The 12,051-nt window shown below is 34.9% G+C and carries 10 protein-coding genes and 1 pseudogene; 2 read left to right on the top strand and 9 right to left on the bottom strand.

The features are described from left to right. Nucleotides 1-97: 97 nt before the first annotated feature. From dnaK to WAX74_RS07535, 5 genes are all read right to left on the bottom strand, one after another. Complete coding sequence (gene dnaK / locus WAX74_RS07555) at nucleotides 98-1,930, bottom strand: molecular chaperone DnaK (RefSeq protein ID WP_336497039.1); 1,833 nt, start codon at nucleotides 1,928-1,930, stop codon at nucleotides 98-100. Nucleotides 1,931-1,976: 46 nt separating this feature from the next. Beyond that, nucleotides 1,977-2,522, bottom strand: a complete 546-nt coding sequence (gene grpE / locus WAX74_RS07550; RefSeq protein WP_336497038.1) for a nucleotide exchange factor GrpE — start codon at nucleotides 2,520-2,522, stop codon at nucleotides 1,977-1,979. 15 nt (nucleotides 2,523-2,537) lie between these two features. Continuing rightward, nucleotides 2,538-3,575: a heat-inducible transcriptional repressor HrcA gene (gene hrcA / locus WAX74_RS07545; protein ID WP_336497083.1), complete on the bottom strand. Its 1,038-nt coding sequence runs from the start codon at nucleotides 3,573-3,575 to the stop codon at nucleotides 2,538-2,540. Between the two features lie 96 nt (nucleotides 3,576-3,671). Further along, the gene (hemW, locus tag WAX74_RS07540) at nucleotides 3,672-4,805 is read right to left on the bottom strand and encodes a radical SAM family heme chaperone HemW (protein ID WP_336497037.1); all 1,134 of its coding nucleotides are present in this window, start codon (nucleotides 4,803-4,805) and stop codon (nucleotides 3,672-3,674) included. Nucleotides 4,806-5,033: 228 nt separating this feature from the next. Continuing rightward, complete coding sequence (locus tag WAX74_RS07535) at nucleotides 5,034-5,645, bottom strand: alkaline phosphatase family protein (protein WP_336497036.1); 612 nt, start codon at nucleotides 5,643-5,645, stop codon at nucleotides 5,034-5,036. 49 nt (nucleotides 5,646-5,694) lie between these two features. On the opposite strand from WAX74_RS07535, the pseudogene WAX74_RS07530 reads away from it, so the two are divergent. Further along, a pseudogene (locus WAX74_RS07530) lies at nucleotides 5,695-6,215 on the top strand (LysR substrate-binding domain-containing protein). A 303-nt stretch (nucleotides 6,216-6,518) separates the two neighbouring features. Here the strand turns inward: WAX74_RS07530 and lepA are convergent. The 3 genes from lepA to gpr form a co-directional block, all read right to left on the bottom strand. After that, nucleotides 6,519-8,348, bottom strand: coding sequence for a translation elongation factor 4 (lepA, locus tag WAX74_RS07525; protein ID WP_336497035.1), 1,830 nt, complete (start codon nucleotides 8,346-8,348; stop codon nucleotides 6,519-6,521). A 243-nt stretch (nucleotides 8,349-8,591) separates the two neighbouring features. Beyond that, complete coding sequence (spoIIP, locus tag WAX74_RS07520; RefSeq protein WP_336497034.1) at nucleotides 8,592-9,392, bottom strand: stage II sporulation protein P; 801 nt, start codon at nucleotides 9,390-9,392, stop codon at nucleotides 8,592-8,594. 99 nt (nucleotides 9,393-9,491) lie between these two features. Then, nucleotides 9,492-10,508: a GPR endopeptidase gene (gene gpr, locus WAX74_RS07515; protein ID WP_336497033.1), complete on the bottom strand. Its 1,017-nt coding sequence runs from the start codon at nucleotides 10,506-10,508 to the stop codon at nucleotides 9,492-9,494. A gap of 161 nt (nucleotides 10,509-10,669) precedes the next feature. Between gpr and rpsT the strand changes: the two genes are divergently transcribed. Further along, a complete protein-coding gene (gene rpsT, locus WAX74_RS07510) occupies nucleotides 10,670-10,918 on the top strand; it encodes a 30S ribosomal protein S20 (protein ID WP_336497032.1) in 249 nt (82 codons plus the stop codon). Nucleotides 10,919-10,960: 42 nt separating this feature from the next. On the opposite strand, the gene holA is transcribed toward rpsT, so the two are convergent. After that, nucleotides 10,961-11,965: a DNA polymerase III subunit delta gene (gene holA / locus WAX74_RS07505; RefSeq protein ID WP_336497031.1), complete on the bottom strand. Its 1,005-nt coding sequence runs from the start codon at nucleotides 11,963-11,965 to the stop codon at nucleotides 10,961-10,963. Nucleotides 11,966-12,051 lie beyond the last annotated feature (86 nt).

Here is a 12,051-nt window from a genome sequence, read left to right as displayed (position 1 = left end):
ATAGCAAAAAACTTATAGTCCCTTTTGGTGCTAAACAGTAAGAAAAGCCAAAGCCGAAATCGGTCTTTGACTTTTCTCACTTAACAAATTACTCGTCTTACTTGTTTTTGTCGTCGTCGTTTACTTCTTCAAATTCAGCATCTACAACACCGTCATCCGCTTGACCACCGTCTGCTTGACCTGCATTAGCAGCATCTGCTTGTGCTTGTTCGTAAAGTTTCATTGTAAGTTGTTGAACGATTTCGTTTAATTTATCTCTTTTTGCTTTAATGTCTTCTAAATTACCAGCTTCTAATGCAGCTTTTAACTCTTCTTTTGCTTCTTCAGCAGATTTTTTCTCTTCTTCGGATACTTTATCTTCTAAATCTTTTAGAGTTTTCTCTGTCATGAAGACTAATTGATCCGATTCATTTTTAACTTCCGCTTCTTCTTTACGAGCTTTATCCGCTTCTGCATTAGCTTCTGCTTCTTTTACCATACGTTCGATTTCTTCATCAGAAAGTGAAGAGTTCGATTGAATTGTAATGTTTTGCTCTTTTTGTGTCCCTAAATCTTTCGCTTTAACATTAACGATACCATTTTTGTCGATATCAAATGTAACTTCTATTTGTGGAACACCACGTGGTGCTGGTGGAATATCCGCAAGTTGGAAACGACCAAGTGTTTTGTTATCTGCTGACATAGGACGTTCACCTTGTAATACGTGAATATCTACTGCTGGTTGGTTGTCAGCTGCAGTTGAAAATGTTTGAGATTTTGATGTTGGGATAGTTGTATTACGTTCAATCAATTTAGTAAATACTCCACCCATTGTTTCAATACCTAAAGATAGTGGCGTAACGTCAAGAAGAACAACGTCTTTCACATCTCCAGTTAGTACTCCACCTTGAACAGCAGCACCCATTGCTACTACTTCATCTGGGTTAACACCTTTATGTGGTTCTTTACCAGTTTCTTTTTTAATAGCATCTTGAACTGCAGGAATACGAGTAGATCCACCTACAAGAATTACTTTATCAATTTGTGATGAGGTTAGACCAGCATCTTTTAGTGCCTGACGAGTTGGTACCATTGTACGCTCTACTAGATGTGCAGTTAAATCATCAAATTTAGCACGAGTCATTGTTACTTCTAAGTGAAGTGGACCTGCATCTCCTGCAGTAATGAAAGGAAGAGAAATTTGTGTTGATGTTACACCTGATAAATCTTTTTTCGCTTTTTCTGCAGCGTCTTTTAGACGTTGAACAGCCATTTTATCTTGAGATAAGTCAATACCATTATCTTTTTTAAATTCTTGTACTAAATAATCCATAATTACTTGGTCAAAGTCATCTCCACCAAGACGATTATCACCAGCTGTAGCCAATACTTCAAATACACCATCACCAAGTTCTAGAATAGATACGTCAAATGTACCTCCACCTAAATCGTAGACTAGAATTTTTTCATCATGATCCATTTTATCTAATCCGTAAGCTAATGCTGCAGCAGTTGGTTCGTTGATAATACGCTCAACTTCAAGACCTGCAATACGGCCAGCATCTTTTGTAGCTTGACGTTCAGCATCATTAAAGTATGCAGGAACTGTAATAACTGCTTTTGTTACTTTTTCACCTAAGTAATCTTCTGCAAATCCTTTTAAGTATTGAAGAATCATTGCAGATACTTCTTGTGGAGTATATTCTTTGTCTTCAGCAGTTACTTTTTCGTTCGTACCCATTAGGCGTTTAACAGATGCAATTGTATTTGGATTTGTAATAGATTGACGTTTAGCTACTTCCCCAACTTGTTTTTCTCCGTTTTTAAATGCTACAACAGATGGAGTTGTACGATTACCTTCTGGATTCGGAATTACTTTTGGTTCTCCGCCTTCTAATACAGATACACATGAGTTTGTTGTTCCTAAGTCAATACCAATAATTTTAGACATATATTATTCCTCCTAATTTATAACTGATATAAGTAAGTTAATATTACTATTCGTTTACCTTAACCATAGTAGGTCGAAGTATTCGATCCTTTAACTTATACCCTTTTTGTAATTCTTGAAGCACGATTCCTGACTCTTTTGAATCGTCCTTTTCTTGCATTACTGCCTGATGGAAGTTTGGATCGAAAGGAACGCCTTCTGCTTCAATAACTTCAAGGCCTTCTTTCGCTACTGCATCTAGTAAAGAACGGTAGACCATTTCTAATCCCTTAACTAAAGATACAGCCTCTTCCGATGTTACGTTAACTGCAAGTGCGCGTTCAAAATTGTCTAGAACTGGTAAGATATCATTTAACACAGATTGTGCACGATACTTATAATCCGCTTCTTTATCTAATTGAACCCTACGTTTATAGTTTTCAAAGTCTGCTCTCAAACGAATTGCTTTGTCTTGTTCTTCTTCAAGTTGTTGTTTAACAAGTGTAAGTTCGTCTACTTCTACTACTTCTTCCACACTTTCCTCGTTAACTTCTTCGTTATTTTCATTCGATGCTACTTCTTCTTCTACAATTTCATCTTTTTGTTTTGACATGTCCACAACTCTCCTTTACCCATGATGACCTCGCAATATTCTAGATAATTCTCTTGATAAATCAGTACTCATGACATCCAGTAAAGAAACAACACGCTTATAATCCATACGTGTAGGGCCAATAATTGCTATAGATCCCATTTGTTCATCTCCAATACCATAGGAAGCTGTAATAACGCTACAGTCCTCCATAGCGAGATGGTTATTTTCAGATCCAATTCTTATCTGAATTCCTTTTTTATCAAGAGCAAAAATACTAGGTATTTGGTTTACATGATCGATCATGTACATTATACTACGAGCTTTTTCTAGATCATTAAATTCTGGTTGATTTAGTAGTTGCATTTTTCCACCGTAGTATAGTTTATCCTTATGCTCTATCGTCATCGCTTTATTTAATGAACTAAGGAGGTTATTAAAATGCCCAACACGTTGTTTCAGTAACGTGCTTGTAACAGCCTCTAATTTCATAGGAACCTCATGTAGAGGTACTCCTATTAAGCTGTCATTTAACAAATTAACCATTCGTTCAATGTCCGATGAGTTATAGCTTTCAGGAATAGAAAATACTCGATTTTCAACATGTCCGCTATCTGTAACGATAATGGCAACAGCCGAATCCTCTGACAGTGGAACGATTGAAAAACGTTTTACTCGATGTTTAAGAACATCCAACCCTAATAATATGGAGGTGTAATTCGTCAATTCAGACAAGATATTTGCCGACTTGCGAATTATTTGCTCCGTCTCCACCATTCTTTCTTCAAAAACTGAACGAATTTGCTTTATCTCGTCTTTCGATATTCGTTGTGGAGTTAACATATTGTCTACATAGTAACGGTACCCTTTTTCTGACGGTACACGACCAGACGAAGTATGCGTTTTTTCTAAATATCCCATATCTTCTAGATCCGCCATTTCATTTCGAATAGTAGCAGGACTATATGGTACTTCCTCCTTTTTCGAAATCTGACGAGATCCAACTGGTTGAGCGGTATCAATAAAATCATCTACCGTTACTTGCAATATTAATAATTGCCGATTAGTTAGCATGATTATCACCTCTGTTAGCACTCGTTCTATGAGAGTGCTAATACTCATATAAAAGGTATCAAATCTATAGAAAACTGTCAATGAATATGATTTAGATTATTGAAGAAAATACTGAAATACTTCATTTCCAACAAATCGCCCACGTCTAGTTAGTTTCACATGATTATTTTCAATGATTATGAATCCTTTTTGTTGTAGTTCCTCTAATTCTTTTCCGTACACATTTTGGATCGTTTCACTATATCGATGATTAAATCTATCTATCGAAACTCCGACATTTTTACGTAGACCTAAAAACATTTCCTCTTCCATCATTTCGTTGGAAGTTACTACTTTATGCATCATGATAGGTTTTTCATTTTGATCGATCATATGCATGTATTTTTTTAAAGGACCATGGTTAGAGTATCGAATGGCATTTGCATATCCATGCGCTCCTGCTCCAAGACCAATGTATTCATCATTATCCCAATATATTAAATTATGACGGGATTCTTTCCCTTCCTTTGCGAAATTACTAATCTCATATTGGTTATATCCTTGCTTCTTCATTTCATCTAACAAGTACCCATACATATCTGCTTCCAAGTCTTCCCCTGGTAATGAAAGTTTCCCTTTGGACATTAAGTTGTAGAAAATCGTTTTAGGCTCTACCAATAAAGAATAGGCAGAAATATGTGGAATGTTTAGACTGTATGCCTGTTGAAGCGAATTTTGCCATTGCTCCATTGTTTGGTTTGGCAAACCATACATTAAATCAATACTAATAGACGGGAAGTCAATTTTCTTAGCATTTTCTATTACTCCATAGACATGTTCATTTGAATGAGTTCTACCAAGTACTTTCAATAAATCTTGATCAAACGTCTGAACACCCATACTTAATCTATTTACCCCATATTGTCGCATAAGTTGCATTTTCTCGAATGTTAATTCATCAGGATTAGCCTCTGAAGAAAATTCAACTACTCTTTCCATTGGAAGAAATTGATGGATTAAATTTAATAATCGCTCCAACTGAGATTCCGATAAAGAGGTCGGAGTTCCTCCGCCAATAAAAATAGTTTCAATTTGAGCTCCCTTTAATTGTTCTTCCCATAACTGCATTTCTTTTCCTAAAGATTCGATATATTCATCAACCGGTTGGTTATGAAAGAAAAATTTATTAAAATCGCAATAATTGCAAATCTGATGACAGAAAGGAATGTGGAGATAAACACCACGTACCATAGGATGCACCACTTTCTATAAAAGGAAAAAGGAGGCAATAGCCTCCCTACCTTTAATATTTATTAGGCTAGTCCATTTAAAAAAGCCATAAATGCTTCATAGACGAGCACTTTCCTATTGTATTGTATCGTATTTTCTTAAATCTAACAAACCTTTGAGAAACTTGGTTTGTGAAATAAGATATTTTAATTGGATAGAAATACTCTCCTGTATACAAGTAACACTTTACTAATTACCTTGTTTTTTTACTTTCCCCATTAAATCATGCAAAGTGGTTACAAATTCAAAACCTTTTATGCGACCTAATCCTCCATATGCACAATCAAGTTCATTATACTTATTGTTTCGGTCTATTCGTATTCCTGGGCCATAAATAAGAATTGGAACAGGTTCCCCCGTATGCTCTCCAACTTCGCAAGGCGTCGAATGATCAGCGGCGATTAAAATATATACATTTTCCGGTAACTGATCATGAATTAGTCCTACCATACGATCAAACAGTTCAATGGACTTTACTTTTTCAAATGGTTCATTATCATGTCCTTTAACATCTGGTGCTTTTACATGAACATAAACTATGTCATTATCCACAATCTCTTCTAAAGCTAATCTAGCTTTTAGATCAATATTTGTGTCTATGTTGCCAGTCATCTTATTATCGGTAATTGGACTAAAACCTGCTAATTTTCCAACCCCCAGCACCGTACTTTCCCCTGCAATACAACTACCTTTTATATTTAATAACTGAGTAATAGGTTTTAGTTGCACCATTTGTCCTGCTCCTCTAGTCAAGAAAAAATTAGCTGGTAGTTTACCTTTAGCAAAACGCTCCAATTTCACAGGATGTGATGATAATATTATGTTAGCCTTTTAAATATATTTAAAGCAGATGCCGTTCTTTTTGCTTCCTCAGTCCTCTAGTCAGTTGAAGCATATGTTAGAATCCAATAAAGTGGAATTTTTAGTACTCTCTGATCGGATACCAATTGACGAAAGTCGTTTTGAATATAAAACCTTTTATCAAGACGAGCTTGTCCTAATCGTCAATAACCAACATCCACTTGCTAGAAATGAAGAGTGCACTCTAGAAGATTTAGCCAATGAGACTTTCATTTTGAAGCCTAATAAATCAGGTACCCGTAGCTTTTTGCATATGGATTCAGTTCTCCAAATTATATGGAAATTAGCAGCCTAGAAGCAATCAAACATGGAGTAATTCATGGTCTAGGAGTGTCAATTGTTTCGAGTTTAGCCATTCAACAGGAACTAGCAAATGGACAATTAATAGAAATTCCGATACGAGGGGTTAAATTTCTAAGAGGGATAAGATATGCATTTCATCGAGGCTCACTCCTTTCCCCAGCTACTACCCAACTAATCTCTCTCCTTGATGAGGAAACTAGCTACTAAAACTAATAGATAGAGGAATACAATGAGGAACTTTCAATGTATTAGCCATGGCTCAGAAGAATATCATAGTTAATTTTTATAACAATGCTGTTGTATAATTTATCAAAATAAAAAAGGACCTGAATTAGGTCCTTTTTTAGTGCCTTATTAAACAAATCCATCTGCTAACAAAATTATATAGTCGCTTTAACTTTCTTACAACTATATTGAAATAGAACTTGCCACCGAAAAATACAAACGGTGGCAAATTCATTGAAAAATATATAAATTTCAAAAGGATTTTATTTTTATCACTTTAATCAATTATTTATTAGGCTCATCCATCTTAAGAACTGCCATAAAAGCTTCTTGAGGAACTTCTACAGAACCTACTTGTTTCATACGTTTTTTACCTTCTTTTTGTTTCTCAAGAAGTTTTCTTTTACGTGAAATATCTCCACCATAACATTTTGCTAAAACGTTTTTACCGATTGATTTAATCGTAGAACGAGCAACAATCTTTTGACCAATTGCGGCTTGCACAGGAACCTCAAACTGTTGTCTAGGAATAAGTGCTTTTAACTTTTCAACAATCACTTTTCCTCGTTCATAGGCAAAATCTTTATGAACAATAAAACTTAATGCGTCGACTTTCTCGCTATTTAAAAGAATGTCCATTTTAACTAGTTTAGATTCTTTGTATCCAATCAGTTCATAATCAAAAGATGCATAACCCTTAGTACTTGATTTTAACGCATCAAAGAAATCGTATACAATCTCAGATAAAGGAATTTCATAAATAATATTAACCCGAGCTTTAGATAAGAAATCCATCGTGATAAAATTCCCACGTTTTCGTTGACATAACTCCATTACAGATCCCACATAATCTTCAGGTACCATAATAGAAGCTTTAACGTATGGTTCTTCAATTGTATCTACTTTTTGTACATCTGGCATCATAGATGGGTTGTCTACTTTAATCGTTTCTCCATTAGTCAACTTAACATCGTAAATAACACTAGGTGCAGTCGTGATTAAATCTATTTTAAATTCTCGCTCAATACGTTCTTGTATTATTTCCATATGAAGCAGTCCTAAGAAACCACAACGATATCCAAATCCTAGTGCTTGTGAAGTTTCTGGTTCAAATTCTAAAGCTGAGTCATTAAGTTGTAATTTTTCAAGGGCATCCCTTAAATCTACATATTTTGAGTTATCAATTGGGTATAAACCACAGAAAACCATAGGGTTCATTTTTCGATATCCAGCAAGTGGTTCAGAAGCAGGGTTCGAAGCCAAAGTGATTGTATCCCCTACACTTGAATCTCCAACATGTTTCATGGATGCTGTTAAGAAACCTACGTCCCCAACAGTCAACTCTGAACGCATAGTAGATTTTGGTGTAAAAACCCCTGTTTCAACTACTTCGAATTCTTTACCAGAAGACATCATTTTTATCGTATCTCCTGGTTTTACAGTACCTTCCATGATACGAATATAAACAATTACACCGCGATAAGGGTCGAATAACGAGTCAAAAATAAGCGCTTTTAATGGGGCTGCAGGATCTCCGGATGGTGCTGGCACTTTTTCTACTATTTGCTCAAGTATATCTTCAATACCTATCCCTGCTTTAGCAGAAGCTAGAACTGCTTCGGATGCATCTAATCCTATAACTTCTTCAACTTCATTTCTAACACGCTCAGGATCGGCAGCAGGTAAATCGATTTTATTGATAACAGGTAGAATCTCTAAATCATTGTCTAATGCTAGATACACATTCGCAAGCGTTTGTGCTTCGATACCTTGAGCTGCGTCCACAACTAATATAGCTCCTTCACAAGCCGCTAAGCTTCTAGAAACCTCGTATGTGAAATCGACATGTCCTGGTGTATCAATTAGATGAAATATATATTCTTCTCCATCTTTTGCATTGTATGTTAATTGCACCGCATTCAACTTAATCGTTATTCCTCTTTCACGCTCCAAATCCATGGAATCAAGCAATTGGTCTTTCATTTCACGTGAAGTTAAGGTTTGTGTTTTTTCTAAAATTCGATCAGCCAACGTTGATTTTCCGTGGTCAATATGTGCAATGATCGAAAAGTTACGAATCTTTTTTTGTCGTTCCATTCTCTGTTCATGATTCATGCTTGTTCACTCCTAATTAAACTACTAAGAATTATAACAGACAAAGCCCCTTTTCGTAACGAATATTGAATATGTCTGTTAAATAATTATGTATTTCTTGTATATTAAAGTTTCCAAAGTAAAAATACTTTGGAAATGTTACCTTTTAAAATTATTTTTGCCAGAATATAATCTTATCAAAAAGCTGTCCGTAAAACAATCAAGTAAAAAAGAGATCAAGCAATACGCTCAATCTCCTTGTTTTTAAGATGCTATTGGTTGGAAAAACATATTTGAAATAGCTTTTGCTAATATAGCGATGGAACGATTAATTTCTTGTTCATTGTTATCAACGCCTCCAAGTTCAACTACTAGGAGGTTTTTAGCAAGATCTTGGTTGTATACACCGTCTACTCCTTTACCGGATTTAACCAAAACTCCTCGTGAGATCCCAGGTACTAATTTATTTAATTGATCAGAGAGATTGTTTGCAAGTTGCTCATTCCATCTGTAATTCTCATGCTCTCCACCAATAACAAAGATAAATTTCGCATAGCTTTCTTCGCCGACTTTGAGAGTCGTAACATCTGCTTTCATTGAATCTCTGTGAATATCAAGGATAATGTCATACTTATTATGGCCTAATGCATTGAGAACGAATGGGCGAATTGTATTATATTCTTTTATTTCTTGCTTATTATAGTTTTCCAGAAACTCAGTTTCTACTTGGTGGAACGCAAATTGAGCATTGATTTGTTCTTGAAAGGTAGTTATATTACTTTCAGGATGATAAACTGCAACCTTTTCACCTTTTGCTGCCAGTATTGGCTGGTATGCTTCTTGGTAATGAGTAAAATATACAAATGCTTTCTTGGGCTCTGTAATTTCCGTCGCAATTGGTGATGATTCCAATTGTGCCGCATAGACAATTGGTGTTTCCTCTTTTTTCTTTTCTTCAGGTAGTTGCGTTTGCGTAACAAGAGGTGTTTGGATTGTAGCGATCACAATTGGAGCTAAAAATAATAGTAATAAAATGCTTGTTAAATTCTTAAGGGAATTAGTCATAATTTCCACTCTCCTCAAACAATCGTATGTTGAGGAGAGGATTTTTAGAACTTGTATGATTCAGTAAAAAGATTCCTTAAGACTAGAAAGATACGGTATTTATCTGCTTGTAATCCAATTTTCAATTCCATTGGAAAGTAAATACGCATACTGCTCAACCCATGCGTCAGTTTCTTTCGGTGTAACAAATAAAGAAGAATTTTTTCCTACAAACACTTCTTCAAACAATTTTCTTTTTTCATCCGTTGACCATGTAACCCATTCTCCAAATATCGGTTGCAAAACCGTTCTATCAAGAGACGATTTTTTACTAGACACCATAGGGGTAACAGCAAGTGCGGAGGAAGGTCTACTCTTTTCTTCTACTTTAGAAGCAATATAGTGGATAACATTTTCCATCGCATCTGCATATAAGACTGGACCATCAACCACCATCGGAATCCCAATTGCAGTTACTGGAACACCGTAAACCTCCTCTGACACTTCTTTTCTTTGATTACCTACTCCCGAACCAGGATGAATACCTGTATTCGTCAGCTGAATAGTTTTACAAAGTCGTTCACTATTTCTTGCAGCAAGTGCATCTATCACAATTATCAAATCTGGCTGAAATGCCTTACTAATAGCTTCTATAAAGTCACTTGTCTCAAAACCCGTCTGACCAGTTACTCCAGGAGCATACATCACAACCTTTACATTTTCTGATTTTTGGGATAGCGAAGAACCTTGTAAGTATTCAATCGCTTTCGGCCCAATAGCGTCCGGAGTAATAGTTGAATTTCCTAACCCAATTATTAATACTTTTGAAGAATTTGATAAATTTAATCCTTGATGCATCTCGTCTAGCTTCTCTAAAAACATTTTTTCCAGAGCTTCAAAACTTTCCTCTACATCTGGATTGACCGTCAAATCTGTTAACGTAATATATTTCCCTTTTTTCTTGCCTATTTTTTTCTCACCTTGTTCATTAACTTCAATTGAAGTAATTAAGACTGCGCCGCTTCGACTTTCATCAAACTTGATACCTTCTGAATCACTTAATGTCTCTTTCTCACTTTTCGTTCTGTGTTGTACCATTTCTTCCGTTTCGTCTAATAGATCTGTTCTTCCCCACATATAAATCACCTCCTAAATAGTTTGTACTACGTGTCAAGTAAATATTCTTTGCATTTATATATTGCAATTTGTTTTTTCGTTTGTTAAAATAATGCTTGTTGTGTAAGACAGTTTTCAACACATAAATGTATCATCTCAGACCTTATTAGGAGGTGAAAGGTATGCCAAATATTAAATCTGCTATTAAACGTGTTAAGAAAAACGAGACGTTAAACGCTCAAAATGCAAAAGCAAAATCAGCTATGCGTACTGCTGTAAAAAAAGCTGACACTGCTGCACTTAATAACGAAGAAAACGCAAAAGAACTTATTAAAACTGCAATTCAACAAGTTGAAAAAGCAGCTTCTAAAGGTTTAATTCATAAAAACGCAGCTAATCGTAAGAAAGCTCAATTAATGAAAAAAGCGTAAGTAAAAAGACTGGAACCGAATCTTCGGCCAGTCTTTCTTTTTTTATTTCATCAAAAACATTTCTAAAATTCGATCTCGATTAATATTTAATGTTTTTAGTTGTAAGTCCACTGTTGCAAGATCATTTAGTGTTGAAAGCAATTTTTTTTCATTTTGTAGATTAGGATTATCAAATAAAAGCTTCACTCGATAAGGATGTACTTTCAATTGATTTGCAATTTGTTGTGCGTGATATCCTTTTTTCTTTAAGTGTCCTACCTGAATCATCAAACGTACCTGGGTCGCTATTAAGGCATTTAGCTTAAGTGGGTCTTCCTTCCGTTTTAACAAATCATGATATATTTCGATTGCTTCCCCTTTGTTTCCTGTTAAATATGCATTTCCTAAAGAAAAAACATCTTGTTCTAATGTTCTGACGAGAAGCATCTTAACCGTACTAATTTCAATTTCTTCCTGTTCCCCTAAATAAGTGGCAATTTTCATTAATTCTGTTTGTAAATGAACTAAATTAGTTCCACCAATCTCTATTAAACAATCTACTGCCTCATCGGAGATTATTTTCCCTAGATTGGAAACCTCGTGTAAAATCCAACCTTTTAAATCATGAGCTTGTAAGCTAGAAGCTTCTATCACATTAGCAAATTGCTTCATCGCTTTTGTTATTTTTTTTCTTTCATCTAGTTTTTCATAAGGTGCAATAAAAACTGTAACTGAAGTCGGAGATGGACTTTGAACCCATTTTTCCAACAATACAGTATCATGAACAATTTTCTCCTTCCCTTTTTCAGCTGCTTTTAAAAAGAAGGCATTTTTTGCTATTACTAATTTTCGTTCTGAGAAAAAAGGAATCGTATCTGCTTCGTATATAACTTCTTCTATATTATTTTCTTCCAGATCAAAATTTATTACTTCTACTTCACCATTTTCATTTAATTGTCTTTTAAGTTTTTTTAAAGTCTCTTCTATAAAATAAGCTTCCGTTCCATATAATAAATAAACTTCCGCTATATTATTATTTGCTATTTGCATCCATTTTTCTGAAATCATTTAGGAAATCTCCTTATTATCTTTATTAACTCTTATTATACAGTAGAATTAATGAATAATTTGTGACATTATAGTAGTGAAAAGAA

This window comes from Psychrobacillus mangrovi, from assembly GCF_037104765.1.
GTDB lineage: Bacteria > Bacillota > Bacilli > Bacillales_A > Planococcaceae > Psychrobacillus > Psychrobacillus mangrovi.
The sequence above is the reverse complement of the archived record's forward strand: the minus strand, read 5'-3'. Positions and strand labels throughout refer to the sequence as shown.